Below are 17,595 nucleotides of genomic sequence, written 5' to 3'. Positions count from 1 at the left end.
ATCACAGTCTTCCGTCTGCTGCGCCCAGAGGCAGGATGCTCTTCACGTCATAGACCACGGCACCTGGTTGGCCATAGGCTTTCAGTCCTTCTTCGCCCATGGCCATGAACTGTTCGTGGCCCACGGCCAGCACGATGGCGGCGTATTGGCCCTTGGTAGGCTCTTGGCGCAGGCACTGCAGGCCGTATTCGTGTTCGGCCTCGGCCACATCAATCCAAGGGTCGTAAACGTCCACTTGGGTGTTGTAACCGCGCAGAGCTTTGACGATGTCCACCACTTTGGTGTTGCGCACATCGGGGCAGTTTTCTTTGAAGGTCAGGCCCAGCACCAGCACTTTGCTGCCCAGCACGGGCAGGCCTTTGCACAGCATGAGCTTGATGGTTTCGTCAGCCACATGGCTGGCCATGCCGTCGTTGATGCGACGGCCAGCCAAGATCACTTCGGGGTGGTAGCCGACTTCTTGCGCTTTGTGCGTGAGGTAATACGGGTCCACGCCAATGCAGTGCCCGCCCACCAAGCCGGGTCTGAAGGGCAAGAAGTTCCACTTGGTGCCTGCGGCTTGCAACACTTCGAGTGTGTCGATGCCCAGCTTGTGGAAGATCAGGCTCAACTCGTTCATCAGGGCGATGTTCACGTCGCGCTGGGTGTTTTCAATCACTTTGGCGGCTTCGGCCACCTTGATGCAGCTGGCTTTGTGGGTGCCTGCGGTGATGATTTCTTTGTAGAGCTGGTCGACCTCTTCGGCAATAGCGGGGGTGCTGCCGCTGGTGACTTTTTTGATGGTGGGCAGCCGGTGTTCTTTGTCGCCGGGGTTGATGCGCTCGGGGCTGTAGCCGCAGAAAAAGTCTTGGTTAAATTGTAGGCCGCTGAACTTTTCCAGCACGGGCACACACACTTCTTCGGTGGCACCGGGGTAGACGGTGGATTCGTATATGACGATGTCGCCCGCCTTGAGCACTTTGCCCACGGTTTCGCTGGCTTTGACGAGCGGCGTCATGTCAGGGCGGTTGGCTTGGTCCACCGGGGTGGGCACGGTGACGATGTAGATTTGCGCGGCTTGCAGATCGACCGCGTTGGCGCTGTAGCGCAGATGCGTGGCGCTTTGCAGTTCTTCGGGGTTGCATTCGAGGGTGTGGTCTTGCCCAGACTGCAGTTCGTGGATGCGGGTTTGGTTGATGTCAAACCCGAGCGTGGTACGGTGTTTGCCAAATTCGACGGCCAGTGGAAGGCCAACGTATCCGAGTCCGATGATGGCTATGGTTTTGTTTGTAGGCATGGGATGGAAGTGAATCGGGCAGTATTGCTGGGCCTAAAGTCGCTGAGTTTCGGAAAGATGGATCCCGGATCTAGTCCGGGATGACGTTTTAGGCGGCCGGGATGGCAGTCCTGAGGGTCAGCGTTGTCCGACTTGGTTGGAAGCCGGTCATGAACGGCCCAAGGCTTTGCGCCAGCTGGTTTTGAGGGCTTGGAGTTTTTGGGCGGATTCTTGGTCTTGGCTGGCGTTGCGCATGGCTTGGCGGACGAAGACGAAGAGCAGCAGCGCAAAGCCGCTGGCCAGCGTGGCCAGGATGGCGATGAGGGCTTTTTTGGGTTTGGACTTGCGCTCAGGCGGGGTGGCGGCGTCGATGACCTGGATGGTGGCGCCTTCGCGGGCTTCGTCGACTTTGGCCATTTCAAATTGTTTGGCAAACAACTCGAACAGGGTTTCTTGGTATTTGAATTCGCGAAAAGCGGCCACGTAGTCGCCCTGCTCTGCGGGGTCGGCTTTGTCTTGCTGCGATTGTTTGGCCAGCTGGGCGCGCAGGTTGGCGAGCTCGGTCAGGGCTTGTTTGAAGTCAGGCGCAGTTTCGGCCAAATAGCCGCGCATGGCGCCCAGTTTGACTTCTTGCGCCGTGATTTGCGCTTGCAGGCCTGCCACAGCGGCCACGGCGCTGGCAGGGTTGCTTTTGAGCACGCTGCTTGACACACCCGTGGCGCGCAGGGCCAGTTCGGCTTGGGTAAGTTTGTTTTTTGATTGCTCAAGCTGTTTTTCGAAGAATTGGCGCCGTTGCTGGGCCTCGGTCACGGCCAGCCGGCCCATCAGTTTGGTCAGCTCTTCGACGTGGGCGTTGGCCATGTCGGCGGCAAATTGCGGTTCGTGGTCGTCCACGTCCACGGTGATGATGCCGTCTTTGCCGCTGGCAATTTTGACTTTGCCTTCCAGCGTTTTGCGGGCGTCTTGTTTGAACTCTTCCTCATACCGGTCCATGAGCTTGAAGCGGTCGATGAGGGCGTTTTCGATGCTATTGCTTTTGAGGAAGGCGACGTATTGGTCGGCGGGGTTTTTGAGGCCCGTGGCCGCACCCGCCAAGCCGCCCAGTGCTCCAAGGCTGGCCAGCATGCTGGCAGCCATGCCCTGCTGCTGTTGCGGCGGCAAGAAGGCGACTTGCGCTGTGAAGGTGGGTGTGACGGCAAAGCTGATGCCTAAAGCGGCCAGGCCCACCACCAGCGGGCCAATGATGAGCAGGCGCAGGTTGTCAACGATGGTTTGCAGCAGGTCGAGCAGGCTGATTTCGTCTTCGGCTTCTGGGGGTTGGGGGGTGTCGGTCATTTTTTTAGGAGATGGATCCCGGATCGAGTCCGGGATGACATTTGGGGGGGACTGGATCCCGGATCTGGTCCGGGATTACATTTGGAAGTTTGGCTGTCACCCCGGACTTGATCCGGGGTCTAGGGTTTTCTGCTTGTCTCAGCTGGATCCCGGATCAAGTCCGGGATGACATTTTTTGGTGCTCTGGATCCCGGATCAAGTCCGGGATGACGGAGGGACTGCTGGTGTCGATTTGCTTTGAAAGCGCGTCAATACAGACATGAGTTGCACGGCAGCGTGAACAGCGGCTTGTTGTCGTTCAAAGCGTTCGGTTGGGTTGTCCGAATAATCGTGGGCAAACTGGTTGCGGATTTGGCGCAGGGTTTGCCATTCGTCAGCGCTGGCCAGCCAGCCCAGTTGCTCCAGCCGGGCAAATCGGTCAAGTGCAGACAGGGGTGCAATATCTTCGCCCAATGCTTTGAGTACGGCGGGTATCAACTTGGCTCCCATATCGTCTTGCAGCCGGGTGTAGCGGTAAGCAAATTGGTCGAGCAGACGGCGGTCTGCTTTGTTCAGGTGGGTGTAGTCGTCCACATTCAAGGCCCGGTTCCGCATGTCTTGCAAGGCATCTTGAAGAGCTTCGGCATGACTTTGGCATAGCGCCATGTGGTGTTGCAGTGCCAGTTGTTCGGGGCTTTGATTCATTGAAGTCGGATGCCTGTGGTGTGGGCCACTTCAACAATGGGGCGCAGGTCTTGCGGGTGCTCCACCACGATGTCTATTTTTCGCTCACCCAGTTGTTGCTCCAGCAAGTTCAGCATTTTGATTTTTTGCATGAAGCTCAACGCTGGCTTGGCTGTGTCGTCGAGGTTTGTGCTGCTTGTGCCCGCTTCGCTTGTTAGCGTTTTGGGACATACCAACAAATCAATGTCACCGCCTTTTTTGGTGTCGTCCACGCGAGAACCAAACAACCACACCGATGTGCCCTGGCCAAATGCGGCTGTCGCAGCTTGGCGTGTGGTGTCGATTTGGGCGGGGGTGAGGCGCATGGTTTTGTCGGGGCTGGAGATGCCGAACTACGGGGAGATGATTTTTAAAAGAAACTGCACTTGCAGTTGGTATTTGCGTTCTTTGACTAGGCTTTCGATGATCGACATGTCCATATTCAGGTAGTCATGCACGATCCGGTTTCTCAAGCCGATGGCTGCTGTCCAATTTCGCAGTGCTTCATCGTCAATGATTTTTTCGCGATGAAGTTGAGCAAATGCATCGTAGGCCGAAACCGGCACGGGAAGTTGGCGCTGCTTGATCCAGACTTTGGCTTTGCCAATCGCGTTTTCAGTCAGCACCTGCAAGGCGTGCAAAACACCCGCTTGTTCCAGTGCGGACAGCATTTGTTGCTGATGCAGACGCTGACTGACAGCGTCAAGCATGGCTTGCAAATCGCTGGCCAAACGCTCGGTTTCTTGTTGATAAAGCTCAAGCCGCATGTTGCCTGCGCCACTGGTTGTCTTCGAGTTGGGCCCAGGTGTTTTGCAAGAAGCGAACCCATGCGAGGTCGTCACCGATCCACAAGGGCACCCCTTCTTCTGCCACCAATGCTCTCATGGTCAGGCGGGCGTCGGACAGATCGATCAAATCGATTTGCGAGTCTGCAACTAGCAAAGCGCAGCAGAGGCTTTGTCGCAGCTCTTCTGTTGTGCCGAGCCTATCCATGGGCAATATTCGCTTTGACCATTGGATGGCGATGTCCCAGTCACTGTCCTGTCTTGCAGTGCCTTCGGCCCGGCTGCCCACCAACACCGCAAATGCCAAACCCGAAGCCGAACCCAGCACCGCGTGCACGGTGCTTTGGATGGTGTCGATTCGGGCGGGCGTCAGGCGCACGGAGGCTCGGTTTGGTTTAGCTGTCACCCCGAACTTGATCCGGGGTCTAGTCTTTAATTTGTCACCCCGGACTCGATCCGGGGTCTAGGCTTTTCAGTTTGGCTCAGCTGGATCCCTGATCTAGTCCGGGATGACAGTAGCAGGGGTTGTTTGTGTTTTGAATGTCACCCCGGGCTACGACCCAGGGACCAGTTGCTTTCAGTTTCTGATGGTTTTGAGTGCGGCGGCGCCAAGGCCAAATTGGTACAGCAAGGTGGTCCAGTCTTTGGCGCCTTGGATGAATTGTGTGTATGCAGACCTGCGGTCGAGTACTTCTGGGATAAAAACGGTGTCGCCGGGGTTGAGAACACTGGTCATGAAGTTGGCGTTGCCTAAGCCCAACCAACTGCGTCCGGCTTTGTTCGATTGCACTGTGCCGTCTGCCCGAATGAGCAAGGCAGCATCGAGGTCAGCTTCGCGTGTGGGGCCAGCTTTTTCGACGTAGTGGGCGACATCATTGCCTGATTTGTAAATGAAACTGGTTTCTGCCATGACTGCGCCAAAGACACCCACAAAGCTAGGCTTGTGAGGGACGATGATGCTGTCTCCGTCTTCCAATTCAAGCGCCGGTAGTTGAGGATTTTTCGAGTCCAGCTCCAAAGCAATTCGGCCACTTGCACTCAAGCCCTGAAGACGGCTGAGCAGGATTTTTTGGCCCGCAATTTGGGCTTGGACTGCCGATCCTTTTTCACTGTCCGTCACGTTTTGAAGCTGACTGGCCACTTGGCTGTTGATGTCTTGTTCGAGGCGACGCTTGGCTTTTTCCAAATTGCGCTGCTGCTCTTGACGAGTACTTTCACGGCTAAAAACGGTGCCATACGCAAAAGCATTGCGGCTCAAGCCACCCGCACGCTCGAGCAGCTGTGGCAATGTTTCTCCGGGGCTGATCTGGTAAATGCCCGGCACTTTGACCTCGCCACCAATGCGCACAAATTGGGTCCGTTTTTCCATGGGCACGGGCAAATCCTTGACGCCAAACACGGTCACCACATCACCCGGCATGAGCCTGAGGTTGTGCTGCGGGTCTTTGTCTTTGATAGCCTTGCCCAAGTTGAATGGGATCAACACTGTCTTGACTTCTTTGGCATCCAGTCTCTCAATGGCCGCGTAGTCCCAGTTGATTTCTTCGAGCAGGTTCTTCACATCATTGATGACGCGATCGCCACTGACGTTTTGGCCTGCATTGAGTTGCACCAGACCGTTTTTGCGGACAAAGTAGTCTTTCTGAATGAGGGCCTTGGGTTCTGGAATAAGGTCCGAGATGCGCATGCCGGCCGTATAGCTGTACCGCAAAGGTGCCTCCACATTGCCACGCAGTGTGACCGCATTCGAAAACTCTGGGCTGATGCCAAACAGGGTAAAGACATCACCATCTTGCAGGGTGGCTTGGAGGCCTTGAGTATCGAGCACCAGCTCTTTGACTTGGCGTGGCGTGTTTTGGCCAGGGGCCACGCGCTCCAAAAGCGCCTTTTGTGGTGCCGCCAGGGTGGGCATCCCGCCCCCCAACTTCAGCACATCTTGAACGGTGTTGCCGGGTTTGATTTCGTAGATGGCTGCATGGTCCCAGGCGCCCGTCATGGCCACACGAGGACCTGCGGGCGGGATCATGATGACGTCGCCGGGTTGCAGTGTGACGTCTTTGGATTTGTCACCGCGGGCAATGAAGTCGTACAGGTCGAGCGTGGTCACGGTCTGGCCGTTGCGCTTGAGCTCGATAGCCCGCATGCTGCCGTTGACACCGGGGCCACCGCTGGCAAACACCGCGTTGACCAGGGTGGACAGGCCACTCAGGTTGTAGGTGCCGGGCTGCTGGGCTTGGCCCACCACAAACACGGTGATGCCACGCAGCTTGCCCAATGTGGCGTTGACCTGAACACTGTTGAAGACAGTGGCGATGCGTTTGCGCAGGGTGTCTTCGAGGTCTTTGACGCGCACGCCGTTCAGGCCGATGGTGCCGATTTTGGGCAGGTTGATTTGGCCGCTGCGGTCCAGCGTTTGGTTGCCTGCATGGTCGACGCCGCCCCAGATCTGGATGCGCACTTCGTCGCCAGGGCCCAACACGTAGTCTGCCGGGGCGGGTGCGGCAGAGTCTGCGGCATAGGCCAGTGGGTTTTCAAACAAATTGCTGCCGAAATGCGGCAACAGTTTGCCCGTGCTTGCTTGCACAAAACGCTGAAACTGGCTAGGTGATTGGGGCTTGGCGGGGCGGATCTGCCCCAATGCGGTGCGCTGGACGTCAGCCGCACCCAAATCCGGCCGCTGCGGCAAAACGGGTGGAGTGACAAGGCCAAATGGGGGCTGTGTAGGCAATGCCGCGGGGGGGGCGAAGCCTGCAGCTGCAGTGTCGGCTGGCGCCACGCCATTGGGAAGAATGCCCGAGGGCAGGTTTTGGGCCAGCGCCTGCCCGCCAACCAAGGCCAAGCCAGCCACCAGCAAAGCACAGAGGGTTTGACGGACAAAAATCGGGGAGTTGTTCGGCATGTGAGGCGTGAGGTAAAAAAAGCCCGGGTAGGCTACCGCAGTGTTTGCTGCATTTAGCAAGCAAACACGACAGGGCGCATACGGGTTTGCCCGTGTGCGTATAAATTTTATTAACTTTAGATTGTAAGCTGAGAAGGACTTGGATTTCTTACGATCACGAGCTTTACGGGCTTCTGGATGTGTCCGCAACAAAGAACGTCTGAACCAATGAAATGGCTTGTTGAGGGGGGACACTCCGAATGATCTGATGATTCAACGTCAGATCGGCCAGGTTCATGATCAAATTGAGCCGTTGGCGTTGCACATCAAAACTGGCCAAAATGGCTGCTACCACATCGTTGGCCCTCACCAAGCCAGCAGCGTAAGCCTTTTCTGTCGTTGCTACTGTTGCCTGTGAAACCCTCACAGCCGTGTTGCGATAGGCCATCTCCCGCGCGTAAGCCTTGACTGCAAAGCCGCTGCTGACTTCCTCGAGCCGCGACTGCTCCAAAACCTCATCCAGCATCGCCTGGGCTTTTTGAACTTCCAGCTCTGCTTTTTGTTTGGCCGACAAAGAATAGGCAGAGATCCCCATGGGCGTGGAGATATGCATGCCCATGTAATTGTCTCTGCCCGCATTGGAATAAGTGTTTCTGATCACCGCATTCACTACGGGCATGAATGCCGATTTGGACCTGATCAAACCCAACTTTGCAAACTCCAATTGCGCACGGGCTTGCAGAACCAGCGGGTTGTTCTGGAATTCCTGTGCAGCTTCAAATGAGGGCATCGTAAAGCCCGAGGCACTTTCGTAATCTGGACGCACGCGGATCAATACAGTCGTTTGGGCGGTCAGTGAAAAGTATTTTTGCTCCGCCTGGCCCATCTCGGCTTGCAAAGACTGGTACCTTGCCAAAGCCTGAGCATGCTGAACCTGGGCGGTGGTCACATCCATCGATGTGCCATTTCCCAACTCCAAGCGCCGCATGGCCCTTTGTGCCTGTCGCTCCAAATCTTTGGCCTCACTCAGCGCCAAGACTTGCATCTCCTTCAGATGCACCAGATTAGAAATAACTTTGAACACCTTGCGCGCCAGATCCAGCTCCTTGACCGCGAATGTGGCCAAAGCGTAATTACGCTTGTCCGTCATCTCCTGATAAGTGGCGTAGCGATCAATGTCGAGCAGCGGCTGAGTGATTTGTGTCGTGGTACGGTCTTTGGCCTCAAAGGGTGAGCGCCCCCTTTCAAACGACAGACTTGGCAAATACACCAGCGCTGCTCGGTCTGATTCCTGAACACCTAAATCGCGTTCAGATTTGGCCGTTTGAAAAGACCTGTCGTTTTGGTAAGCCAGCTCTAAGGTTTTAACAAAGTCATTTGCCAGTGTGTGCGTCGCAAGCCCCAAAAACATTGCGCAAAGGCCGGCGTGAATGCATCCCCTGATTGCAGCACAAGCATCCACAGGCGAATAGCGCTTTTTCATGGCGATAAGACGCAGCATCAGTTGAGGAAGGATTTTGACAATTGATCGGTCAAAGGCTTGAAAAGGTAGGTCATGAACGTCCTCTCGCCACCTTTAAAGACAACATCCACAGGCATACCTGGTTGCAAAGTTTTGTTGGGCAATTTTTGGTTCAGATCATCTCGGATGGCAATGCGCACCAAATAGTAATCCGCACGACCGGCCTCCACATGTGTGGGGTCACCAATTTTGTCCGATGCCACTTTGTCAGCGCCGATCAAAATGACCTCACCCATCACGATAGGTGTGTTTCTCTCGGCAAAGGCCACAAAACGTAAATTTGCCTCCATGCCTTGTTTGATTTTGCCAATCAAATGCGTGGGCACCCTCACTTCGATCACCAAGTTTTGCTCACCCGGCACGATTTCCATCAAGGTCTGTGCTGGCGTGACCACGCCACCTACGGTGTTGACCCTCAAATTTGAAATCACACCGCTGACCGGTGATCGAATGTCGTATTGGTTTCGATCAAAACTCAAAGAACTCACTTTGGCTTGAAAAGCCTCTTTTTGAGCCAAAATTTCCGATAAATCTTGACCGATTTTCGACAACCTGGCGTTCACCAATTGAGAAAGCTCGCTTTCATTGCGCAAGGCTTCACGCATCATGTTGTTGGCTTCCATTTTGGGCATCAGCCCCTCATTGGCAAGCTTAATCGCGTTTTGCGCGTCTGACTTGAGAAGTGCCACTTGTTCCCGCTTGGTTCGAAGTGATGTTTCATATTCGGCTTTGCGTGCTTCAAACATTTTTGTTTGAACGTTCTTTGCCTCCAATGCACTCGGATCCGCGCCCAATTTGGAGAGTTCACGAAGCCATTCAATTTGAGCTAGGTCTTGCCTTTCACTGCGCAATCTGCTTTCGCTGGCGAGTAAATTGATCAGCTGCAACTGGGCACCTGCCAAGTTGGCTTGTGAGCTTAAGGGATTCAGAAGCAAAAGCAACTCACCCTGTTCAACTGTCTGACCTTCGGTGACCAATATTTTGCTCACCACACCACCCAAATGGTGCTGAACACTTTTGCGGTTGCCCAAAGAAGTCACAGACCCCTCCACGGCGACGCCCTCGTCTATAGGCGCCAAAACACTCCAGCTGAGAAACCCCGCAAAGAAAATCAGCACCACCCATGCTGTCACCGATCCCAAGCCGATCTTGCCTGCGGATGGCGGCGTCAAATCACGCGGCGTGAGGTCGCTGGCAATGTAGGCGTTGAACAAACGATCCATCATGGCGCGTCCCCCTGAGACAAAGCGCCACCCGGTTTGCGTGTTTCTGAATGCGCGTTGGCGCTGTTTGCATGCGCTGCATTGGGTTGGACATTTTGTTGCTGAAACTTGTTCACCACTTCTTGCGGTGCCCCCATGGCCACCATGCGTCCTGCTTGAAGCACCAAGAGTTGATCTGCCAGGCCCACCAAAGCCGGCCTGTGCGTGACAGCAACAATGGTGTGACCCATCTTTTTGAATTCATCAATAAGACTGGCCAATATTTTCTCACCTTCATCGTCCAAGGCACTGTTGGGCTCGTCCAGCACCAAAACCTTTGGACTGTTGTAGATCGCCCGCGCAATGGACAAACGCTGCTTCTGTCCGCCAGAAAGCACATAAGGTGATCCCTCACCAATCGGGGTGTTGTAGCCCATCGGCATTTTGAGAATGATCTCGTGCATGCCTACGCGCGTGGCGGCTTGCACCACCAACTCTGGATTCACATCCCCTAAGCGTGCAATATTTTGGGCCACGCTGCCGTCAAAAAATCCGGACTCTTGTGCCACAAAACCGATGTGAGGTCCTACCTCATCCCTGTCCCATTGAGAAATTTCTACGCCATCCAAACGAACAGAGCCTTCACTCGGCGCCCAGATACCCACCATCGCTTTGGCCAAGGTAGACTTACCACTGCCCATGGGTCCCACTACGGCCAACATCGTGCCAGGCTGCACTTCGAAGTTCAATCCTTCCAACACGGGGTCTTTGCTGGCGCCAGGCTTGATGCTCAGGCCTTTGATCACAAAGTGACCCTTCGGTGCTGGCAAAGCCATGGACTTCGTCTTGGCACGGTAGTCTTGCAAAAGCTCGTTCAGGCGCGAGTAGGCCTGTCGGGCTTCAATGATCGATTTCCAATTGCCTAATATTTTCTGAATGGGTGCAATCGCTTTGTTGATCAACATCGACGCAGCAAACACCATGCTGGCCGTGATCAGGTCATTGATGGCCAAGTAAGCACCCAATCCCAAAGCAAAAGACGGCAAAAGTTTGTTCAGCAAACCAATGAAGCCACCCACTCCCCCGGCCAATTCAGAGGCGGTGCTTTGCAGTTCCAGGTGCTTTTTGTGTTCCTCGTACCAGTGCTTACGGGCAACAGACTCCATGCCCATGGCATAGCTGGTTTCAACATTGCGCAACAACATCATCGCCTTGCGGTTGGACAATGCGTACTGGTTGTTGGCATCCATCAGTGTGGACGAGGTCAGTTTTTGCTGCAGGTAAGTGGTCAGCAACAAAATAACAATCGCTGCTGCGGTAAAGACCGCCAACACAGGGTGCATCATCAAGCCCACCAGAACCGCTATCAAAGCCATGGGCAATTCCATCAATGCCAATGCCGGGCCGGAACTGACAAACTGTTTAAAGGAAATCAAATCACCCAAAAGTTGGTGAATATTGACATCCTTGCTTCTGATTTGCTGCCGGTAGGCTGCGTCAAACACATCTGGCGCCAACTCCCAGTCCAGTTTGAGAGACAAGCGAACGAGAATTTGCGAGCGTATCCATTCCAAAATACCGGCAAACAAATACACCAACACCAAGACCGCGGTGAGTGAAAGCAATGTCACAAGGCTACGACTGGAGACCACCCTGTCGTAGGTGTTGAGCATATAAATGATGGGTCCCAAGGCTGCCAGCTCGATGATGAACGTCAAGACCAGCGCAGAAAGAAGCACCTTGGATTGTTTGAATAACTGCGTACCTATCGGAGTGTTTGCAAATGCAGCCATTGATCTAACGATCTCACTAAAACAGCCCCCCAATTTCTTGGAAGGGCTGCTGAACTTTTAAATTGCAAACTTAGAAACCGCCAGAGCCAGAACCAGAACCCGAACCTGAGCCCGAACCGGAACCTGTGCCAGATCCCGATCCCGATCCCGAACCCGAGCCAGAATCAAGTCCAATCAACCAAATCACAGCATCTGTGGCACCCCACTTCAGCTGCTCTTCCAGATTCGCGTAACCGTAATTGGACAAAGAACTTTCGATCGCGTACTGGGTATCTTGGGTCATTGACAACCTGTCAACACCACTGTCACCCAACTGATCCAAGAACCAAACCAAGTTTTGTGTTTGTTGTTGAGTCAAATTGGACCAGCTGCCTGTTGGAGAGTCGGCGTCTGTCACTAACAAGGTGGTCAGCAAACTGTCTTCAAACTTTGTCGGGACAGAAACAGTTGACTGATTGTTGGCGTTCAAGGGCTGATTCACAAACCAAGTGGAATCGCCCAATGAAACCTCAACAGTTGACACACCAGATCCATCGGCAGCTTGGACGTTATTAAAGATCGACTGCAATTCGCTGTAATCCAGACCCAGACTGTCGAAGGACGCAGACCCATCAATCACACCTGTGTCAATAACGTGGTAATCCAAACCCATAGTCGTTTCATTTGAAGCGGTGGTGCTTGCATTGCCAGCCACATCACTCACGTCACCGGTTGCGACAGACACAGAAATAGCAGCTGAGCCGCTTGGCGTGAAAGTAGCCGTGTAGACCTTGGAATTCGATTGAGAAACAGCAAGGTTACTCAACGAACCACCAGCCACGGTCACATTGTCTGCACTGAAGCTTTCAGGGGCTTCAGAGAAAGTAAATGTAAGGGTGCTGGTTTCAACACTGCTTGAACTGAATGCAAGAGATGTTTTATCTGTGGTGATCGAAATAGTTGGCGCGGTTTTATCGTAGGTAACGCTTCTGGTTGCTTGAGTTGCAGAATTACCAGCCACATCTTGTACGTTTGCGGTAACCTGAGCTGTACCTTCAGTAACCAATTGAAAGATGTTTGCAGCCACACTCAGTGACCATGAATTATTGGTCACCTCAGCTTGGGCGTTATAGGCTCCAAGTGCTACCGTAACCTTTTGACCATCCTCGACTCCGGTGGTCGATCCAGAAACAACTAATGCCGAATTATCTTCAGTGCTGTTAACGATGTCATCGGTTGCAATTGCGTTGATAAAAATTGTAGGAGCAGTCCTATCCAGTGTGAATGTGATTCTGGCAGTAGACGAATTGCCAGCCGCATCGATGTCAGTCACCACCACAGTTTGGATGCCGTCTGAGTCCACCTCCTCATACACTTCGCTGCTGTAAGGTTCAACGTCATTCTCATCACTAGAATAAATGCGCGTGACACCGTTTTCGGGCGAGTTAAAGGTCAAGGATGGATCGTTTGTAATTTTGTCCGTTTGACTTGAACCACTGTCTGTGGTCAGCGATACAGTTGGGGTAGTTGGCGCTGTAGTGTCCAACACGTAAGCTTGGCTGCCAGTGTTGCTGCCGTCGTTGCCAGCCGCGTCCGTGACCTTGAAAACAATCGTGCTGCTGCCCGAGAGCGTTGCGCCGTCCCAGCTGATGGCTGTGCCGCTGACCTTGCTGGTGACGTTGGTCCAGGTGCTGCCGTTGTCCACAGAGCCGTACAAGATATCGCCAGTAGCCAACGCGGCACTGAGCGTGCCCGTGATCGTCTGGCTCGCCGTCTTCGTGGTGAAGTCCGTGGCGCTGGTGCCCGTGTCGGCGCTGATGTTCACACCGCTGACCGTCAGGGTTGGCGCTGTAGTGTCCAGCACGTAAGCCTGGCTGCCAGTGTTGCTGCTGTCGTTGCCAGCCGCGTCCGTGACCTTGAAAACAATCGTGCTGCTGCCCGAGAGCGTTGCGCCGTCCCAGCTGATGGCTGTGCCGCTGACCTTGCTGGTGACGTTGGTCCAGGTGCTGCCGTTGTCCACAGAGCCGTACAAGATATCGCCAGTAGCCAACGCGGCACTGAGCGTGCCCGTGATCGTCTGGCTCGCCGTCTTCGTGGTGAAGTCCGTGGCGCTGGTGCCCGTGTCGGCGCTGATGTTCACACCGCTGACCGTCAGGGTCGGGACGCTCTTGTCCAAGGTGAATGTCAGAGTTTCAGACGATGTGTTGCCAGCCGTATCGGTGTCAGTCACCACCAAGCTATAAGCGCCATCTGTCGAAGGCGGAACATAGCTGTCAGTGGCTTGAGCGCCGTTTACCGCATAAGTGCGAGTGACACCATCTGCGGGTGTGCTCACCGAAATAGCTGCATTGTTGGTGATCAGGTCAGTGGTGCTTGTGCCTGTGTCGTACTGCAAACTGACAGAAAGAGCAGGGACACCCAGGGTTTTATCCAGGGTAAATGTTAATGAAGCAGTGTCTGTGTTGCCCGCTTGGTCTGTGTCTGTGACCACCACTGTATGGCTACCGTCAACAGTGGGTGCATCATAGCTACTGGAAGCAGTACCGCCATCCACGGTGTAAGTGCGGGTCACATCATTGGCTGGGGTGCTGAAGTTGATTTCAGCATTGTTTGTGACTTTGTCGCTGTCGCTGGTGCCCGAATCGGTTTTCAAGGCGAGTGTGGGCTTTGCTATTGTTTTATCCAGCGTAAAGGTCGCAGTGGCCGTAGCCGTATTGCCAGCCGCGTCGGTGTCGGTCACCACCACGGTGTAGGCGCCGTCTGTTGTGGGCGCTGTGTACGTGCCTGAGGCGGTGCCGTTGTTGATCGCAAAGCTGCGGGTCACGTCGGTGGCTGTATTGCTCAATGTCAATGCACCATCGTTCGTGAGCGTGTCGCTGGTGTTTGAACCGCTGTCCGTGGTCAGCGAAACAGTTGGTGTGGTTGGCGCAGTGGTGTCCAACGTGAATGTCAGCGTTGCAGACGATGCATTGCCAGCAGCATCGGTGTCGGTCACCACCACAGTGTAAGCACCGTCTGTTGTAGGCGCTTTGTACGCGCCTGACGCGCTACCGTTGTTGATGGTGTAGCTTCGGGTCACATCGGAGGCAGCGACGCTTACTGTCAATGCACCGTTGTTGGTGATCAGATCACTGGTGCTGGTGCCGCTGTCTGTGGTCAAAGAGACTGTGGGGGTTACGGGTGCCAGGGTGTCTGCGCTCAAAGTCAAGCTGGCGCCCACACCCTCGCCAGAGGCGCTGTTGGTGTACGAACCCTTGTCAATGCTCAAGGAGGGCGAGAACTGATCTGTGCCAGCTGTTGGTGTAAAAACAGCTGTGTAAACCTTGTCACTGACTGACGCGAAGTCAGACAATGTACCGCCGGTTACCTTGACATCAGAGCTGTCAAAACCAACGGGGGTTTGGTCAAAAGTGAAGGTCAGCAAGGCCGTTTCACCCGACAGCAGAGCGGTTTTGCTGGCCGTGATGTTCACCACCGGCGAGTTGGTGTAAGTCAGGGTGGCAGTGCCGGTCGAGCCCAGGTTACCTGCGGCATCGTAGTAGGCGCCACTCAAAGCCACATTGATGCTTCCCACGGTGGTGGGGGTGAGCACTGCGGTGTAGACCTTGCTGTTGGTGTTGGACACCGCCAGGTTGGACAGGGTGCCGCCTGTCACCACCACGTCGGAGGCGCTGAAACCCAGCGGCACTTCCGAGAAGCTGAAGGTCAAGTTGGCGGTCATGCCTGCACCCAGATTGGCCACATCCGAGGTCACCGTCACCGTGGGCGCTGTAGTGTCACTGGCCAGGGTGGTGATGGTGCTGGTTGAATAGGTGGTGTTCAGCGTGGTCGCTTGGGTGGCCGCGGTGTTGGTCAGCGTGGTCAACAAGTTGGTGGCCGCCGTACCGGTGGCGGCCTTGTAGTCGGTGATGGTCGAGGCCAGGCTGGCTGCCGAGGCCAAGACCGTCGAGGCCAAACCATTCATGCCCACCTGGGTCACATCGAGCACGTTGCTGGCAGCCTCTTTGATGCTGGCAACCGTGGCGGTGCCGGCAGTCACGGCGGCCACTTGGGCGGCCGTCGTTTGTGACACATTGGCTGTAACGGCCGAGACCGACGAGGCCGCTGCCGTGATCAGGCTGTTCACGGCGGTCAACACGTTGGCGTCCGAAGAGACCTTGCTGGACACCACAGAAGTGAACACGGTGGACAACACCGAAGCCGCATCAGTGGCAGAAGTCGAGGTCAGCTTGGTCAGGTTGGCAGCGGTCAGCGATGCCACGTTAGAGAATGCTGAGGCGGCAATCGATGCGGCCGAGTCGGTAGCGCCCAAGCCCACGGCCAGTTTGGTAGCGGCTTGCACCACCACCAAGACGTTTTGCGACAAGGCTTGCAGTTTCAACGCATTGCCGGCGGTTGCGGCATTGGAGGCGCTGCTCAAAGCCGCCACGTGGTCGGTGGCCAGGTCGGCGGTCGTGACGCCCAAATTGCTCAGCAAGGTGGCGGCTGCCGACTCGCCATTGGCGACGTACACGGTGGTGTACAGCGTGGTCAAAGGCGTGATCACGGCATTGCCGTGCAAGGCCTTCAGCATGGGAACTTCGGCCTTGGTGTCCGAGTCGATACCGCCCAAGGACACGATTTGTTTGCCCGTCAGCACCTCGCGGGTGTTAAAGCTGAACACCCCGTTGTTGTTGGTGATGGCACTTGGTTCGTTGCTGTCTTTGACGCCGTCGGCGTCCAAATCGGCAAACACAGTGGCCCCTTGCACATAGCCGTCCACCACGGTGGACGACACAGCCGCTTCGGCGTCCAGGGTGAAGCTGGCGGTGCCGGCTTCGCTGCTGTTGCCCAAGGCGTCAACAGCCACAGCATTGACAGTAATTTGGCCGTCATCCAATTGATTTTGACCACTGCCCAAATCAGACAGGCTCAGGCTAACGCCATTGGCAGCACCTGTACCCGTGAAGGTTTTGGTGACCACGTTATTTTGCTCGTCGGTGAATGTGACCGTCACCGTTGAGCCCAGCTCTGCGTTGACGGTAATCACACCCGAGTTTTGAGTGGCTTCGGTTGTGTCGGCACCATTCACGCCCACACCATTGCCCAAAGCAATCAGAGGTTTGGAAGGCGCCGTGGTGTCCACCGTGATGGTGATGGCTGAGGAAGCGGCAGACACATTGCCCGCAGCATCTGTGGCTTTGGCCGTAATGGTGTGAGCAGCATCGGTCAATGGTGATGTCAAGGTCAAACTGAAGTTGCCCGAGGCATTGGCCACGGTGGTGCCAACCAATGCAGTGCCCGCATAAATAGAAACAGTGCTGCCTGCTTCTGCAGTACCCGCAATCGTGGGTTTGGTGTTGGTTGTGCTTGTGCTGGCGGTGCTTATGACCGGAGCAGCAGGCGCTGTGGTGTCTGTCGTTGAACCCGAATTCATGGAAGCAACGGCCACACCCAACAAACCCAAGCCCAAAATCTGAGCCGTGCTCAATTCGGCCAACAGGCCTTCACTGGCACCTGCGGATTTAGCGGCCGGAGCAGCTGCAGCACCCGCGTCGCTTGCGGCAGGTGCAGCGGCTTGGGCCAAGATTACGCCTTCGTAGCTGGCCTTGAGCAGGGCCACATCCAATCCCATGGTTTGCAGCAAGGCAGAGACTGCGACATCTTGGCCTTTTTCAAGCTTGCCATCCAAGTTCTGCGCTTCGCTGTCTACCCAGGCAGCAGCAGAAGGCACTTGTTCATAAATGGCGTTCAGCAGTTCAATGGCTTGGTCCACGGAGGCTTGCGTGGGCTGCTCTTGACCTTCTGGATTGCCAAGGGCTAGGGCTTGCAGAGCATGGGTGTCCCAATCTTGCTCTTTGGCCTTGGCCAAGACCTCAAAAACAGAGGCCAACAAGGCCGCGCCGCCAATGGCTCTGAGCAGCGATTTGGAGCTCTTGAAGCCGCGCTTTTGACCGGCTTCTTTGACTTCGGAAACATTATTTTCGTTTGCAGAATTCACGATTTTCATCCTTTTGACCAGAATGACAGATCAAGTTGATATTAATAAAAAATAGCATCCCTATCAATTTAACACATTTCCGATGGTTTCAAGGCTTCAAATCGGTTGTTAAGCGCCTGTTTTGGATCGCCCAGAGCGAGGCATGCCGCTCAGAAGTTGCACCA

At 55.0% G+C, this 17,595-nt stretch carries 11 protein-coding genes; all 11 read right to left on the bottom strand.

What is annotated here, in order from left to right; genetic code table 11:
• Position 1 precedes the first annotated feature (1 nt).
• Positions 2 to 1,276, bottom strand: a complete 1,275-nt coding sequence (gene tviB / locus L63ED372_RS00600) for a Vi polysaccharide biosynthesis UDP-N-acetylglucosamine C-6 dehydrogenase TviB (protein WP_062401854.1) — start codon at positions 1,274 to 1,276, stop codon at positions 2 to 4.
• 147 nt (positions 1,277 to 1,423) lie between these two features.
• The gene (locus L63ED372_RS00595) at positions 1,424 to 2,590 is read right to left on the bottom strand and encodes a GumC family protein (protein ID WP_062401851.1); all 1,167 of its coding nucleotides are present in this window, start codon (positions 2,588 to 2,590) and stop codon (positions 1,424 to 1,426) included.
• A 195-nt stretch (positions 2,591 to 2,785) separates the two neighbouring features.
• Complete coding sequence (locus L63ED372_RS00590; protein ID WP_062401848.1) at positions 2,786 to 3,274, bottom strand: hypothetical protein; 489 nt, start codon at positions 3,272 to 3,274, stop codon at positions 2,786 to 2,788.
• Positions 3,271 to 3,618, bottom strand: coding sequence for a nucleotidyltransferase domain-containing protein (locus L63ED372_RS00585; RefSeq protein ID WP_062401845.1), 348 nt, complete (start codon positions 3,616 to 3,618; stop codon positions 3,271 to 3,273). The genes L63ED372_RS00590 and L63ED372_RS00585 overlap by 4 nt, the downstream gene beginning before the upstream one ends.
• Positions 3,619 to 3,645: 27 nt before the next feature.
• A complete protein-coding gene (gene hepT, locus L63ED372_RS00580) occupies positions 3,646 to 4,023 on the bottom strand; it encodes a type VII toxin-antitoxin system HepT family RNase toxin (RefSeq protein ID WP_197275293.1) in 378 nt (125 codons plus the stop codon).
• 25 nt (positions 4,024 to 4,048) lie between these two features.
• On the bottom strand, positions 4,049 to 4,456 hold the full coding sequence (mntA, locus tag L63ED372_RS00575; RefSeq protein WP_197275292.1) for a type VII toxin-antitoxin system MntA family adenylyltransferase antitoxin: 408 nt from the start codon (positions 4,454 to 4,456) through the stop codon (positions 4,049 to 4,051).
• A 198-nt stretch (positions 4,457 to 4,654) separates the two neighbouring features.
• Positions 4,655 to 6,976, bottom strand: a complete 2,322-nt coding sequence (locus tag L63ED372_RS00570) for a polysaccharide biosynthesis/export family protein (protein ID WP_231624514.1) — start codon at positions 6,974 to 6,976, stop codon at positions 4,655 to 4,657.
• A 163-nt stretch (positions 6,977 to 7,139) separates the two neighbouring features.
• Positions 7,140 to 8,438, bottom strand: a complete 1,299-nt coding sequence (locus L63ED372_RS00565; RefSeq protein WP_197275291.1) for a TolC family protein — start codon at positions 8,436 to 8,438, stop codon at positions 7,140 to 7,142.
• 17 nt (positions 8,439 to 8,455) lie between these two features.
• Complete coding sequence (locus L63ED372_RS00560) at positions 8,456 to 9,703, bottom strand: HlyD family efflux transporter periplasmic adaptor subunit (RefSeq protein WP_082431539.1); 1,248 nt, start codon at positions 9,701 to 9,703, stop codon at positions 8,456 to 8,458.
• Positions 9,700 to 11,397: a type I secretion system permease/ATPase gene (locus L63ED372_RS00555; RefSeq protein ID WP_062401834.1), complete on the bottom strand. Its 1,698-nt coding sequence runs from the start codon at positions 11,395 to 11,397 to the stop codon at positions 9,700 to 9,702. The genes L63ED372_RS00560 and L63ED372_RS00555 overlap by 4 nt, the downstream gene beginning before the upstream one ends.
• Before the next feature lie 145 nt (positions 11,398 to 11,542).
• Positions 11,543 to 17,431 carry a beta strand repeat-containing protein gene (locus L63ED372_RS00550; protein WP_197275290.1) on the bottom strand — a complete coding sequence of 1,963 codons (5,889 nt, stop codon included), beginning with the start codon at positions 17,429 to 17,431 and terminating at the stop codon, positions 11,543 to 11,545.
• Between the last annotated feature and the right edge of the window lie 164 nt (positions 17,432 to 17,595).

The organism is Limnohabitans sp. 63ED37-2 (assembly GCF_001412535.1).
Taxonomy (GTDB): domain Bacteria; phylum Pseudomonadota; class Gammaproteobacteria; order Burkholderiales; family Burkholderiaceae_C; genus Limnohabitans_A.
This window is presented reverse-complemented; position numbering and strand designations above follow the sequence as displayed.